This is a genomic window from Sphingobium herbicidovorans (assembly GCF_002080435.1).
Lineage (GTDB): Bacteria > Pseudomonadota > Alphaproteobacteria > Sphingomonadales > Sphingomonadaceae > Sphingobium > Sphingobium herbicidovorans.
The window spans coordinates 1,936,539-1,950,148 of sequence record NZ_CP020538.1 but is presented as its reverse complement, the minus strand read 5'-3'; the positions used below and the strand labels follow the sequence as shown (position 1 = coordinate 1,950,148).

At 63.5% G+C, this 13,610-nt stretch carries 11 protein-coding genes and 2 pseudogenes; 1 reads left to right on the top strand and 12 read right to left on the bottom strand.

Going from position 1 to position 13,610, the window contains the following annotated elements; genetic code table 11:
* Positions 1-12: 12 nt before the first annotated feature.
* The 12 genes and pseudogenes from infA to mnmA form a co-directional block, all read right to left on the bottom strand.
* Positions 13-231 (bottom strand): translation initiation factor IF-1, encoded by a 219-nt coding sequence (gene infA / locus B6S01_RS09420; RefSeq protein WP_003049127.1) that lies wholly within the window; start codon positions 229-231, stop codon positions 13-15.
* 59 nt (positions 232-290) lie between these two features.
* Positions 291-1,579, bottom strand: a pseudogene (locus B6S01_RS09415) (adenosylmethionine--8-amino-7-oxononanoate transaminase).
* A gap of 62 nt (positions 1,580-1,641) precedes the next feature.
* Complete coding sequence (locus B6S01_RS09410) at positions 1,642-2,070, bottom strand: DUF4168 domain-containing protein (protein WP_094182610.1); 429 nt, start codon at positions 2,068-2,070, stop codon at positions 1,642-1,644.
* Between the two features lie 166 nt (positions 2,071-2,236).
* A complete protein-coding gene (locus B6S01_RS09405; RefSeq protein ID WP_037462963.1) occupies positions 2,237-4,258 on the bottom strand; it encodes a M13 family metallopeptidase in 2,022 nt (673 codons plus the stop codon).
* 52 nt (positions 4,259-4,310) lie between these two features.
* Entirely contained in the window at positions 4,311-4,925 is a 615-nt protein-coding gene (gene bioD, locus B6S01_RS09400) for a dethiobiotin synthase (protein WP_037462964.1), read from the bottom strand.
* Positions 4,922-6,046 (bottom strand): 8-amino-7-oxononanoate synthase, encoded by a 1,125-nt coding sequence (locus B6S01_RS09395; protein WP_037462965.1) that lies wholly within the window; start codon positions 6,044-6,046, stop codon positions 4,922-4,924. The genes bioD and B6S01_RS09395 overlap by 4 nt, the downstream gene beginning before the upstream one ends.
* 137 nt (positions 6,047-6,183) lie before the next feature.
* Positions 6,184-8,307 carry a sodium-translocating pyrophosphatase gene (locus B6S01_RS09390; RefSeq protein ID WP_037462967.1) on the bottom strand — a complete coding sequence of 708 codons (2,124 nt, stop codon included), beginning with the start codon at positions 8,305-8,307 and terminating at the stop codon, positions 6,184-6,186.
* Between the two features lie 252 nt (positions 8,308-8,559).
* On the bottom strand, positions 8,560-9,474 hold the full coding sequence (gene thiL / locus B6S01_RS09385) for a thiamine-phosphate kinase (RefSeq protein ID WP_037462968.1): 915 nt from the start codon (positions 9,472-9,474) through the stop codon (positions 8,560-8,562).
* A 56-nt stretch (positions 9,475-9,530) separates the two neighbouring features.
* Positions 9,531-9,977, bottom strand: a complete 447-nt coding sequence (nusB, locus tag B6S01_RS09380) for a transcription antitermination factor NusB (protein ID WP_037462969.1) — start codon at positions 9,975-9,977, stop codon at positions 9,531-9,533.
* Positions 9,978-10,062: 85 nt separating this feature from the next.
* Positions 10,063-11,351, bottom strand: a pseudogene (gene hisD, locus B6S01_RS09375) (histidinol dehydrogenase).
* Positions 11,341-12,003, bottom strand: coding sequence for an ATP phosphoribosyltransferase (gene hisG, locus B6S01_RS09370; RefSeq protein WP_037462972.1), 663 nt, complete (start codon positions 12,001-12,003; stop codon positions 11,341-11,343). Before hisG ends, hisD begins: the two are co-directional and overlap by 11 nt.
* 70 nt (positions 12,004-12,073) lie before the next feature.
* Complete coding sequence (mnmA, locus tag B6S01_RS09365; protein ID WP_037463003.1) at positions 12,074-13,180, bottom strand: tRNA 2-thiouridine(34) synthase MnmA; 1,107 nt, start codon at positions 13,178-13,180, stop codon at positions 12,074-12,076.
* A gap of 124 nt (positions 13,181-13,304) precedes the next feature.
* Between mnmA and B6S01_RS09360 the strand changes: the two genes are divergently transcribed.
* Positions 13,305-13,598, top strand: a complete 294-nt coding sequence (locus B6S01_RS09360; RefSeq protein WP_037462973.1) for a hypothetical protein — start codon at positions 13,305-13,307, stop codon at positions 13,596-13,598.
* Positions 13,599-13,610: the final 12 nt, after the last annotated feature.

Sequence of the window (13,610 nt, the reverse complement as noted above, 5' to 3'; positions counted from 1 at the left end):
GAAAAATGCGGCTTATTTGAAGCGGTAAGTGATCCGACCCTTGGTCAGGTCGTAGGGAGTAAGTTCGACCAGAACTTCGTCACCCACCAGCACGCGAATGCGATTCTTGCGCATCTTGCCGGCGGTGTGGCCGAGGATCTCGTGATCATTTTCAAGCCGGACGCGAAACATGGCGTTGGGGAGAAGCTCCACAACCTGTCCGCGCATTTCAAGCAGTTCTTCTTTTGCCATAATATCCTGGGAAGCCAAAAAATCGCGCCGCCATAGCGCCAAACTGTGGAAAATGAAAGTCAGGGCGCGATGCCGAAAATATCACCGGCTTTTGAGAGGAGCGCGAAGATGCGATCGAGCTGATCTGCATCAAGGCAATAAGGCGGCAAAAGGTAAATGGTGTTTCCCAAGGGCCGGAGCAATAGGCCATTTTCAAGAAAGAAGGCGCGCAGGCGCGGGGCGAGATCGGAAAGATAGCCTGCGTCCTTCGCGATCAGATCGATCGCGGCGATCGTGCCGAGCTGGCGCGGATTGGCAAAGGCAGGATGCTGCGCAAGACAGCCGAGTCGCTGCTCGATCCCTTGCGACAGAGCGGCGATGCGGCCCAGCACATCTTCTTCCCGCCAGATAGCGAGGTTCGCGGCGGCGGCGGCGCAAGCGATCGCATTCGCGGTGTAACTGCTCGAATGGTAGAAAAGACGGGAACGGTCGGTCGAGCTATGCGCGTCAAAGATCCGTGATGTCGCCAATGTCGCCGCGAGCGGAAGCGCGCCGCCGGTAATGCCTTTTGCCACGGCCATGATATCCGGGACCACGCCCGCCTGTTCGCAGGCAAAGAGAGTGCCTGTGCGCCCCCAGCCTGTCATCACCTCGTCCGCAATGAAGAGAACGTCGTGCCGCGCGCAGATCGCGGCCATTTCACGCAGGATTGCAGGCGAATAGAGGAGCATGCCGCCCGCCCCTAAAATCAGCGGTTCGACAATGAATGCAGCGGGATGCTGGGCACAGGCGGATTCCAGCGCGTCCAGCGTCTTTTGTTCGGCGCCAGCAGCGGGAAAGGGGATGGTGCCCACGTCGAACAAGAGGGGGTCCATGCGGCATTATAGACGCCCCGCTCGCCGATCGACATCGCCCCGATCGTATCCCCGTGATAGCCATGTTCCAGCACCAGGATGCGATGGCGCGGCGACGATAAACCGTCCTTTGCCCGATTGTGCCAGTAGCCGAGCGCCATTTTGAGCGCGACTTCGACAGCCGTGGAACCGCTGTCCGAGAAAAAAACATGGGCTAGCGGATCGCGGCCCAACTTTTGGGGCGCGATGTCGATCAGACCGCGCGCCACCCGTTCGGCAGGCTCATGCGTGTATCCCGCGAAAATAAGCTGGTCGAGCAGCCCAGCCTGCGCCGCGATGGCCGCAGCGATACGCGGATGGCAATGGCCATGCGTCGTCACCCACCAACTGGAAATGCCATCGATCAGCGTGCCGCCGCCAGCGAGGTGCAGCATCGCGCCATCGGCCCGAACCACTTGCGGGATCGCTTCACCAAGGCCGTGTTGCGTGAATGGGTGCCAGACAGGAGAGGTCATGGAATGACGCTTAGAAGAGCAAACGCGTCACGCCAAGCTCCTCCCCTGCCATAAGTCTGCCCTTAGTTGGCGGGTGCAGCAGGCGCTGCCGGACTCGCCGGCGACGCCGGGGCCGCTGGCGTAGCCGGAGCGGCAGCCTGAATACGCTGCTGAAGCGCCGGATCGGCCGCAGCAGCCTGGCCGATTTCGTTGAACTTTTCAGGTGCAATGCCAGACGCCTGCAGAGCGGCGAGCATTTTCGGCTGCTTTTCTGCGGCCGCGATCGAAGCGTCCGACTGAATCTTGGTCACTTCCACGGCTGCGGCAGCAAACTGCTTGATGTCGGCCTCGCTAAACTGCGAAGCCCCGGCCGAAGGGGTCGCTGGCGCGGCAGGCGTCGCCGGCGATGCGGGAGCGGCTGCATCCTGCGCCAGAAGCGGCGCGGCGGCAAACAGAGCGGCCGATGCCAGGCCAGTTTTCAAAAAGGTCGATGAACGAAAACCCGTCAACATGCTTCTCCTCATGATTAATGAGTAAAAAATGTGGAAGAGGCGCATCATCTTAAAGAAGGATTCGGCGAAGCGTGACATTTCAGGGATGACGGCAAGCCGTCGCAACTACTTGCCGCTCGCTCCCCACCATCCAACGCAATGGTGAATCGTTACCTACGCGGAATAACTACCAGATTTCTACCCGGTCCTGCGGTGCGAGGTAGAGTTTGCTGTCCGGCTTGGGCTTGAACGCCCCATACCATTGATCGAAATTGCGGACGGTGTTCGCCCGATATTGCGATGGCGAATGTGGGTCGGTCACCAGCCGCTGGCGCAGGTTCGGCTCGCGATAGTTGCGACGCCACACCTGCGCCCAGCCCAGGAAGAAACGCTGGTCGCCGGTGGCGCCGTCGATCACCGGCGCCGGCTTCCCGCCGAGCGAAGCATGATAAGCGTCGAGCGCAACCGCCACGCCGGCGAGATCCCCGATATTCTCGCCCAGCGTAAAGGCCCCCTTCACATGCGCGCCGGGGAAGGGTTCATAGGCGTCATATTGCTTCACCAGCTTGTCCGTCAGCCCCTTGAAGGCAGCGACGTCGGCATCGCTCCACCATTGGTTGAGCTTCCCCGTCTCGTCATATTTGGCGCCCTGATCGTCGAAATGGTGGCTCAGTTCATGACCGATCACTGCGCCGATGCCGCCATAGTTGACCGCCGGATCGGCATGGGGATCAAAGAAAGGCGGCTGCAGTATCGCCGCGGGGAACACGATCTCCACCATGGAAAAGTCCGCATAGGCGTTGATCTCCATAGGCGTCATCTGCCATTCCCAGCGGTAGATGGGCTTGCCGAGCTTCCCCATCTGATAGTCGAATTCATATTGGTTCGACCGCAGCGCATTGCCGAACAGGTCCGCTGGGCTGACCGTCAGGCCGCTATAATCGCGCCACTTTTCGGGGTAGCCGATTTTGGGCTTGAAAGCGGCGAGCTTTTTGTGCGCCCGCGCCTTGGCGGAGTCGCTCATCCAAGCCAACCCGTCGATGCGGCGGCCCATTGCGGCAATGACATTCTTGACCAGATGGTCCATCGCGGCCTTGGTTTCGGGCGGGAAATATCTGGCTACGTAGAGTTTGCCGACTTCCTCGCCCATGGATCCCTTTACGAAATCGACAGCGCGCTTCCACCGTTCTTCCCGCTGCGGAGTGCCGGAAAGGGTAGTGCCGTAGAAAGCGAAGTCGGCGTCCGCGACCCGCTCAGGCAGGTAGGTCGCATAGGCGTGCAGGCTGCGCAGTAGCAGCGCGTCCTTCAACTGTTCGACCGGCGTTCGGGCGATAAGCGCCGCTTCGCCCGTGATCGCGCTTGGCTGCGCAACGAGCAACGCTGCGGGCCTGAGACCGCTAGCCGAAAAATAGCTGGTGAAATCAAAGCCCGGCGCAGCTTTTTGCAAGTCGGCGAGGGACATCCTGTTATAGGTCTTGTCAGCGTCCCGGCTGTCGACCCGTGTCCAGTGAATCTTCGCCACTTCGGTTTCAAAGGCCATCAGCGCGGCCGCCCGGCGTTTTGCATCGGCCTGCCCGGTAAGCGTCAGCATCTGCTCAAGATGCGCGACATAGGCCGATCGGATCGTCGCCATCTTGTCATCGGGCTGAAGATAATAGTCCCGGTCGGGAAGTCCCAGGCCAGCCTGGCGAAGGTTCAGGATATAATGTTCGGGATCCTTGTCATCCTGACCCACATAGAATGCGAACGGTCCGGAAACCCCCGCCCGGGCAGCCTCGGCGGCAAGCCGGGCATAATCGCCCTTGTCCCTGACGGCTTGAATCTTCGCGAGCCACGGCTGGATGGGAGACAATCCCTTCGCCTCGACCGAAGCGACGTCGAGGTAGCTGGCATAGGCAAGGCCGATCTTGCTTGCGGGATCGGACCGTGCGGCTTCCAGAATGCCCTTCGTCCGTTCGCGCGACAGATCGTCGAGCACGTTGAACGCGCCATAGTTGGACTTGTCGGCCGGGATCGGCGTCTCCCTCGCCCAGCGGCCGTTGGCGTGCAGGTAGAAATCGTCACCGGGAGCAACGGCAGGGTCCATACCCTGCGTGTCGAAACCATAGCTGCCATAGGTGGGCTTTGCCGTGGATGCCTGGTCGGCCTGCGCAACGGAAGCGGCCAGAACCAGCGCCGAGGCTGCGGCGCCGAGGAGGAGGAATTTCATCGAAGCATCCCTTGCTTGACCCAATCGCGGGGAGTTGAGCCGCAACATCGCGTCAGGGCAAGCGGATATTCGCCGCGAAGGCCGCCCGGAGGCTGTGCGCATTGAGCGGATCGAGATGCGGCAGGCGGCCAAGGCTGGGTATGCGCCCCAGAGCCGGGATGATCCGCTCATTCTCCGCATGCGCGTCGCCGATGAAGGCGATTCCGGCCAGCGTAACGCCACGGCTGCGCAGCGCCTCGATGCTGAGCAGGCTGTGGTTGATGGTGCCCAGCGCGGTGCGTGCGCACAGGATGACCGGCAGGCCCCAATGCGCAAAGAGGTCGGCCATCAACAATGTCTCGCTGACCGGGACCAGGACGCCGCCCGCCCCCTCCACCACCAACGGTCCGTCGACCTGTGGCAGGGCGAGCCGGTCGAGGCTGATCTCTACCCCGTCGAGACGGGCTGCCAGATGCGGCGAGGCTGGCGTCTTGAGGCGATAGGCTTCCGGCAGGATTTGCGCGGCAGGCAAGCCCGCAAGCCGCGACACGGCCTCCTTGTCGCCCTCTGGGGCGACACCGGCCTGGACCGGTTTCCAGTAATGAGCGCCGAGCGCGCCCGCGAGGCCGGCGGCAAAGACCGTCTTGCCGATGTCGGTGTCGGTGCCGGTAACAATGAAGCGGCTCATGCCAGAACCCCCCGCAAATGTTCTCCCAGCGCCGCGATGTCGGCGCGGCCGACATTCAGCGTCAGCGAGATGCGCAGGCGGCTGGTGCCGGGCGGGACGGTTGGCGGGCGGATGCCGCGCACGTCGAAACCGGCCTCCTGCAAGGCTGAGGCGGCGGCCATGGCGCGGCGATCATCGCCCAAAAGAACCGGCACGATCTGGCTCCGCGGTTGCGGCAGGCCCAGCGGAGCGCAGATCACCTCTCCAGCATCGACGCACAGCGTCTTGAGCCGGGCGCGCAGGTCGTCGGCCTGCTCGATGCGATCGATCGCGGCGGAAACGGCAACGGCCATAAGCGGCGACGGAGCGGTCGAGAAGATAAACGCGCGGGCGCGGTTGATCAGATAGTCGATAATGATCTGCGGCCCGCAGATCAGCGCCCCTTCCACTCCCATCGCCTTCCCGCAGGTGTGAAGCGTGACGACATTATGGAGCCCGTCGAGCCCAGCTGAAAGGCCCCGCCCGCCCGGTCCGAAAACCCCGGTGCCATGCGCTTCGTCCAGGATCAGCATCGCGTCGTGAATGGCGGCAAGCTTCGCAAGATCGCTTAGTGGAGCCGTGTCGCCATCCATGGAATAGAGTGTTTCGACCGCGATCCAAACGCGCCCCTTGCCCCCTTCGTCACGCCATGCGCCAATCAGGTCGGCGAAACTCTGCACGTCATTGTGACGGGCAAAGACGGTGGCCGCCTTCGACAGGCGGATGCCGTCATGGACGCTGGCATGAATAAGCTCATCGGCGACAATCAGGTCGCCGCGCTGCGGCAGCGTTGAAAAGAGCGCGCAATTGGCGGCAAAGCCGTTGGCGAGGAAAAGCGCGCCCTGCGTGCGGAAGAAGGCGGCGGCTTTCGCCTCCAACCCCTCATGCTCAGGGGCATTGCCGCGCAGCAGGCGCGACCCTCCAGACCCAACCGGCACCCCGCGCGCGACGGCGTCGGCTACGGCCTGCCCAATCAGTGGATCGGATGCGAGGCCCAGATAGTCGTTCGAAGCAAAATCGCGTCCGGTGCGGGCGATCAGGCGACGCAGCCGCCCTCGCTTGTCAAGGGCCGCCAACTGCGAGCGGAAGGGTTCGCTGGTCATGGACGCGCCTATAGGCCGCCACATAGCGGCGGGGCAAGCCGCTCAGGGTCTGTCATCGACCGGGCAACAGCTTCAGAAAGATAGGCTGAGCGCGAATGCGGGAAATGCCCTCCCCGTTCCCGGAGAGGGCATTCAGGTCAAGCGCCGTGCGCCAGCGCAGCGAGCAACAACAGGGCAACGATGTTGGTGATCTTGATCATCGGATTGACGGCAGGGCCAGCCGTATCCTTGTACGGGTCGCCTACGGTATCGCCAGTCACGGCCGCCTTGTGCGCTTCCGATCCCTTGCCGCCATGATTGCCGTCTTCGATATATTTCTTGGCATTGTCCCAAGCGCCGCCGCCCGAGGTCATCGACAGGGCGACAAACAAGCCGGAGACGATGACGCCCAGCAGCAGCGCACCCAAGGACGCGAAGCCATTGGGCGTACCCGCCACGGCCGAAATCGCGAAAAAGACGACGATCGGGGCCAGCACGGGCAGCAGGCTTGGGATGATCATCTCCTTGATCGCGGCGCGGGTGACAAGGTCGACGGTTCGCGCATAATCGGGGCGCGACGTTCCTTCCATGATCCCTCTGTTGGTGGCGAACTGATCGCGCACGTCCTTGACGACGTCGCCCGCAGCACGGCCCACGGCCGTCATGCCCATCGCGCCGAACAGATAGGGCAGCAGCGCTCCCAGCAGCAGGCCGACGATCACGTACGGATTGGACAAGCTGAAATCGACCGGCTCAGTCAATCCAAGCGCGGAATTGTAGAATTTCAGGTCTTCCGTATAGGCGCCGAACAGCACCAGCGCGGCGAGCCCTGCTGAGCCGATGGCATAACCCTTCGTCACCGCCTTGGTCGTATTGCCCACGGCGTCCAGCGCGTCGGTCTTCAAACGCACACTGTCGTCGAGATGGGCCATTTCGGCGATGCCGCCCGCATTATCCGTGACCGGACCATAAGCGTCGAGCGCCACCACCATGCCTGCCAGAGCCAGCATGGCCGTCGCCGCGAAGGCGATGCCGATCAGCCCGGCAAGCTGGTGCGCGACGATGATGCCCGCCACGATTACCAGCGTCGGAAGCGCGGTCGCTTCCAGACTGACCGCAAGACCCTGAATTACGTTGGTGCCATGGCCGGTTTCGGATGCCCGGGCAATACTGCGCACCGGGCGGTAGTTGGTGCCGGTATAATATTCGGTGATCCAGACGATCAGGCCCGTGACCGCCAGACCCACCATCATCGACCAGAACAGCGCGATGCCGGTATAGCCGCCATTGCCGTCAAGGTCGGCGCCGAACCGTGCGTTGAGGTCGCCCAGGGTGAACTGGGCCGCGAAATAGATCGCCGGGATCGACAGGATGGCCGTGGTCCAGAAACCCTTGTAGAGCGCGCCCATGATCGACTGACTAGCCCCCAGCCGTACCATGTAGGTGCCGATGATCGACGTGATAATGCACACGCCGCCGACGATCAGGGGCAGGGCCATGAGCTGCAGCAGGAAGGCATTATCGACCCCAGTCACCAGCAGCGCGGTCAGCACCATCGTCGCGCCCACCGTCACGACATAGGTTTCGAAAAGGTCAGCCGCCATTCCTGCGCAGTCGCCAACATTGTCGCCGACATTGTCCGCAATGACTGCGGGATTGCGTGGATCATCCTCCGGGATGCCCGCCTCTACCTTGCCCACCAGGTCAGCGCCGACGTCGGCCGCCTTTGTAAAGATGCCACCGCCCAGACGCGCGAAAATGGAAATGAGGCTCGCCCCGAAGGCCAGCGCGACAAGGGAGTCGATCACCAGGCGATCGTCAGGAGCATGGCCGGCCGGGCCGGTTAGATACCAGAAGAAGACGCTGATCGCGAGCAGCGCCAGCCCAGCCACCAGCATGCCGGTGATCGCACCTGCCCGAAAGGCGACGGTCAGGCCACTCTGCAGCGAGGTCCGCGCAGCTTCGGCGGTGCGAACATTTGCGCGCACCGAAATATTCATGCCGATGAAGCCCGCCGCCCCCGACAGGATCGCGCCGATCAGGAAACCGATCGCTGAAACCGCGCCCAGGAAATAAAGGACGATCGCCGCGACGACGACGCCCACCACGCCGATGGTCATATATTGGCGGCTGAGATACGCCCTCGCGCCTTCCTGGATGGCGCCGGCGATGGATTGCATGGTTTCGTTGCCAGCGGAGGCCGCCAGCACCTGTCGACTGGTGAACAGGCCGTAGAGCACGGCCAGAAGACCGCACCCTATGGCAATATAGACAATTTGCATGGATGTTCCTCTCCCCCTGTTATTACTTTCATCGGCCGCTCCGCAGGGAATAACGGGCAGGCGAAAGGCGTGAAACGGGGCGGCCGGAATTCATGCATCCGGCATCGGGCACCGCGTCAATCAGCATCGTGGATTACGCACATCATGGGCGTCCAACCGGGCTGAGAAAGGATGGACGGAAGCTACAGCCAGTACGGGCGGCGTCAAGCCGTTACGGAACTGACCTGAATCAGCATGTTGCGGGGATGGCGATCATCCATGTTCCCACCCAAGGCTGGGGGGAAGCGGCATCGCCGCCCCATCGATGACGAGGCTGAGCCCCGATCCTGTGGAGAAGCGCCCCACGGGAATGGCCCTTACCGGCGGCTTGAGCGTGGGCGGAAGGGCGAACAGCAGTTCATAATCGTCCCCCGCTTGCGCCGCGGCGATCTGTAGCGCGGTGCTGGCGCCGCGGGCCAATTCCAGCGCGGAGGACAGCGGTATATGGTCGATGGTGACGGCGAGCCCGCTCGCCTCGGCCATGCGTGCGGCGTCGATCAATAATCCGTCGGACACATCCATCATCGCATGAACATCCGGGCAGAGCAGCGCGCCTTCGACGAGGCGCGGTTTCGGTCGGCGATAGGCATCGACCAGAGGCCCCGACGCACCCGGATTGGACCGCAACAGGTCCAGCCCTGCGCCGGCGTCTCCTACCGGCCCCGTAAGATACAGCCTGTCGCCCGCCTGCGCGCCCGCCCGAACAGGCACAGGGCCGCTGGCCTCACCGATCGCTGTCAAGCTGTAGCTGCGCGGGCTGCCCGCAGGCATTTGCACGGTGTCGCCGCCCAACAGCGGCATTGCATAGCGGCTGAGCGCCTCTCCAAGGCCCTCAAGGAAAGCAGCGTCCCAGCTGTCATCGCCCGACAAAGCGTAGTTGAGCAGGCAACCGACCGGCCGCGCGCCCTTCGCCGCAAGGTCCGACAGGTTCACAGCCGCAAGCTTCCAGCCGATATCGGCGGGCGGGTCGGTGGGAAGGTAATGCACCCCCTCCACCATCGTGTCACTGGTCAGGACCAGGCGGACCCCTCCCACCTGCAACACCGCCACGTCATCCTGCAAACCCTGCGCACCGGGATCGTTCGCCAGCAGACGGAGCAGGGTCAGGAAGCGGGATTCAGCCGACATGACCGAAGATCAGCCTCTGCTCAAAACCAGACAGGCCGCCTGTTTCCGGCATGGCGCTACTTCCGCACATCCTTTGCCACGCCATCGAGCAGGCCGTTCACGAAGCCTGCCTCGCGCTTGTCGTAAAAGGCGTGGGCGACATCCACATATTCGCTGATCACCGTTCCGGTCGATACGTCCTTGCGCGCGAGCAGTTCATATGTGCCCGCCCGCAAAATCTGCCGCATCGGCTTGTCGAGCCGTTCCAGGCTCCAGCCCTTGGACAGGCGCGACGCGACGATGCCGTCGATCTCGCTGCGACGCTTGTCGACGCCGGTCACAATGTCGTCGAAGAAGCTTTCCTCTGCCTGGGCATAGGTCACATCCTCGATTGTCGCGCCTAACCGGTGCTGATGGAACTCGTGCAACAGCGTCGCAAGCGGGATGCCCTCCATCTCCAGCTGATACAGCGCCTGAACCGCGGCGAGGCGGGCGGCGGAGCGGGATTTGGAGCGTTCGTTCATAAAGGTCTTTTATTCCGTTTGGTTCTGGCCTGTCGAGAACCCTGCGCATCCGGTTCCCGACAAGCCAGAACCGAATGGAACATCATCACCGCAGCCGCACAGCCACCGATGCTGCGTGGGCGGGCAGTCCTTCTGCCTCCGCCAAGGCGACCGCAGCCGGACCGATGGCCTCGATCGCAGCCTTGTCGAGGCTGAGGAAACTGGTGCGCTTCATGAAGTCGAGCACCGAAAGCCCCGATGAGAAGCGCGCCCGGCGGCCGGTTGGCAGGACGTGGTTGGGACCAGCGACATAATCGCCCACCGCCTCTGGCGTCATGCGGCCAAGGAAGACCGACCCGGCATGGCGCACCTGCGCGAACAGGGCGTCGGGATCATCGACGGCCAGCTCCAGATGCTCGGCAGCCAAGCGGTTCACCAGCGGCATCGCTTCTTGCAGGTCGCGCACGAGGATGATCGCACCGTTGGCCGCCCAGCTGGTGGTCGCTACCGCTTGGGTTGAAAGCAGCGGCAGGCGCTGTTCCACCGCCGCCGCGACGGCATCGGCGAAGGCGGCGTCATCGGTGAAGAGGATCGACTGGCTGGTCGGATCATGTTCGGACTGACTGAGCAGATCGGCAGCGATCCAGGCCGGGTCATTCTGCGCGTCGGCCACGACGACGATCTCGGACGGGCCTGCGACCATGTCGATGCCTACCACGCCATACAACTGCCGCTTGGCCTCCGCCACCCAGGCATTGCCGGGGCCGGTTATGACATCGACAGGCTTGATCCTGTCAGTGCCATAAGCGAGCGCCGCAACGGCCTGCGCTCCGCCAATACGCCAGATTTCCTCAATCCCCGCGATGCTGGCTGCGGCCAGGACCAGCGGGTTGATCTCGCCATTGGGTGTCGGCGTCACCATCGCGATGCGCGAGACGCCGGCAACCTTGGCCGGGATGACGTTCATCAGCAGCGAACTGGGATAGGCCGCCCGCCCCCCGGCACGTACAGCCCGGCCGCATCGACGGGCGTCCAGCGCGCGCCCAAGCGGACACCCGCCGCATCGACGCTGTCGCTGTCCAAAGGTTTCTGCTTTTCATGATAGGTGGCGATGCGCGCCGCCGCCAGCTCCAGCGCATCGCGCAATTCAGAGGAAATGCCATCCAGCGCCGCGCGGCATTCAGCCGGCGCCACCGCCCAGCCGCCTGCGTCCAGATCGTGCCGGTCGAAGCGACTGGTATAGTCGGCGATCGCCGCGTCGCCTTCCGCGCGCACTTTTTTCAGGATCGCGCTGACATCGCGCGACACATCTTCGTCCGCCTCGCGCCGGGCATCGACCAACGCCGTGAAGGCAGCATCGAAGTCTGCGTCGCGGCTGTCGAGCCTAAGCGGCATTCTTCACCCCCACGGCCTTGCGGAAGGCCTCCACCAGAGGTGCGAGGTCGGCCGACCGCATCTTGTAGGCGGCGCGATTGACTACCAGACGGGCCGACACCTGCATGATGACATGGGTTTCGACAAGGCCGTTGGCCTTGAGCGTCGCGCCCGACGACACCAGATCGACGATCCGCCGCGAGAGGCCGAGCGAGGGCGCGAGTTCCATCGCGCCGTTCAGCTTCACGCATTCGGCCTGGATGCCACGTGCTTCATAATAGCGGCGCGTGAGATAGGGATATTTGGTGGCCACGCGGACATGGCTCATAGCCGCTTCGTCTTCATCGGCAAGGTCGACGGGTTCCGCGACGGACAGGCGGCAATGACCGATGTCCAGGTCCACCGGCGCGTAGAGTTCGGAATAATCGAATTCCTCGACCACGTCGGAACCAACGATGCCGATCTGCGCCGCGCCATGAGCGACGAAGGTTGCGACGTCAAAGGCGCGCACGCGGATGATCGATATGTCGGGCCGATTGGTGGCGAAGCGGAGCGCCCGGCTCTTCTTGTCATGAAATTCCGCCTCCGGCTCTATGCCGACGCGCGCGAGCATCGGCAGCGCTTCATCAAGGATGCGGCCCTTGGGGATGGCGAGAGTGAGCGGACGAGTCATGACCGGCGGGCCTTACTTGGCGGGGGTTGAAAGGGCAAGGTCGCGCAAGGCGGATCGGGAAGCGCGCTTATCAGGCCGCCTCGGCCAGCGCCGGTTCGGTCGCCGCGATCCAGCCACCGCCCAGCACATGATCGCCCGCGTAGAGCACTGCCGCCTGCCCCGGCGCGACGCCGAACTCGGGCGCATCGAAAACCAGCCGTCCGCCATCCAGCCGCGCGGGCACCGGCTTTGCCATCGACCGCACCTTGGCCGTCAATGGCCCGCTGAAATCACGGCCGAGCCAGTTGATGTCGGACAGTTGCGCCGCAGAAACGGCAAGGGCAGCCTTTGGTCCAACGATCACCCGCCGCGCTTGTGCATCCAGCCGCACGACGTAAAGCGGTTCGGCCTGCCCCCCGATCTCCAGCCCCTTGCGCTGGCCGACCGTGTAATGGATCAGTCCCTTGTGCGGCCCAAGCACACGACCGTCGATATGGACGATCTCACCGCCTTCATCGGCATCGGGACGCAGTTTGCGCACGATCTTGGCATAATCGCCGTCCGGCACGAAACAGATGTCCTGGCTGTCAGGCTTTAGCGCGACCCCGAGGCCGAGTTCGCCCGCGATCTCGCGCACCTGCGGCTTGGGCATGCCGCCAAGCGGGAAACGCAGATAATCGAGCTGCGCCTGGGTTGTGGCGAAGAGAAAATAGCTCTGGTCGCGTGCGGGATCGGCGGCCCGGTGCAGTTCGGCGCCCTGCGGACCTTCGACCCGCCGTACATAATGGCCCGTCGCCAGACAGTCCGCACCCAGGTCGCGCGCGATTTGGAACAGGTCGGTGAACTTCACCCCCATATTGCACTTCACGCAGGGGATGGGCGTGCGTCCCGCCATATATTCATCAGCAAAGTCGGCGATGACCGAATCCCGGAAGCGGCTTTCATAGTCGAAGACATAATGCGCGATGCCGATACGGTCGGCGACCGCGCGGGCGTCGCGAATGTCCTGGCCGGCGCAGCAGCTGCCGGTGCGGCCCACTGCCGCGCCATGATCGTAAAGCTGGAGCGTCACGCCGATGGTCTCCGCGCCGGTGCGGGCGGCAAGCGCGGCGACGACACTCGAATCCACGCCGCCGGACATGGCAACGACGATTCGGCGCGCGCTGAGCGGCTCGGGCAACTGGAACTGGGGCTGCATGATCGCGCATATAATCGGGCAGGCGCCCGCATTCCAGCGGATTCCCGCCATACCGTCGCGACATGCATCATTCCGGCGCAGCGAGTTTACCGGACTTTATCCTTTATTCGCTATCCCTCGCCTCATGGACTTCAGTTTTCTTCGGGCGGGCGGGCTCAGATCCGCCAATGCCAGACCCGTCAACCGGCCGCATGCGCCGGTCTGGCCGATGCTGCGGGCCGCTTCGGCGGCGGCGCAGGCGGCCAGCCCGACCGCGCAGGCGGTTGCGGGGGTCCTGCGGGGGCAGGGCCAAGAGGGCGACTGGATCCAGGACCTGGCCGAAATCTTCGCGCCACGGACCAGCGGCATGATCGCAGCCGCGCGCCCGACGGGCAGCTTCAACCCGTTGATCGCACAGCATTTAGGAGTGGGACAATGATGATGAAGGCAG

What these genes read in the sequence shown, in the direction of transcription:
- infA (WP_003049127.1), bottom strand. Translation starts at nt 231, where the DNA reads ATGGCAAAAGAAGAACTGCTTGAAATGCGCGGACAGGTTGTGGAGCTT.
- B6S01_RS09410 (WP_094182610.1), bottom strand. Translation starts at nt 2,070, where the DNA reads ATGTTGACGGGTTTTCGTTCATCGACCTTTTTGAAAACTGGCCTGGCA.
- B6S01_RS09405 (WP_037462963.1), bottom strand. Translation starts at nt 4,258, where the DNA reads ATGAAATTCCTCCTCCTCGGCGCCGCAGCCTCGGCGCTGGTTCTGGCC.
- bioD (WP_037462964.1), bottom strand. Translation starts at nt 4,925, where the DNA reads ATGAGCCGCTTCATTGTTACCGGCACCGACACCGACATCGGCAAGACG.
- B6S01_RS09395 (WP_037462965.1), bottom strand. Translation starts at nt 6,046, where the DNA reads ATGACCAGCGAACCCTTCCGCTCGCAGTTGGCGGCCCTTGACAAGCGA.
- B6S01_RS09390 (WP_037462967.1), bottom strand. Translation starts at nt 8,307, where the DNA reads ATGCAAATTGTCTATATTGCCATAGGGTGCGGTCTTCTGGCCGTGCTC.
- thiL (WP_037462968.1), bottom strand. Translation starts at nt 9,474, where the DNA reads ATGTCGGCTGAATCCCGCTTCCTGACCCTGCTCCGTCTGCTGGCGAAC.
- nusB (WP_037462969.1), bottom strand. Translation starts at nt 9,977, where the DNA reads ATGAACGAACGCTCCAAATCCCGCTCCGCCGCCCGCCTCGCCGCGGTT.
- hisG (WP_037462972.1), bottom strand. Translation starts at nt 12,003, where the DNA reads ATGACTCGTCCGCTCACTCTCGCCATCCCCAAGGGCCGCATCCTTGAT.
- mnmA (WP_037463003.1), bottom strand. Translation starts at nt 13,180, where the DNA reads ATGCAGCCCCAGTTCCAGTTGCCCGAGCCGCTCAGCGCGCGCCGAATC.
- B6S01_RS09360 (WP_037462973.1), top strand. Translation starts at nt 13,305, where the DNA reads ATGGACTTCAGTTTTCTTCGGGCGGGCGGGCTCAGATCCGCCAATGCC.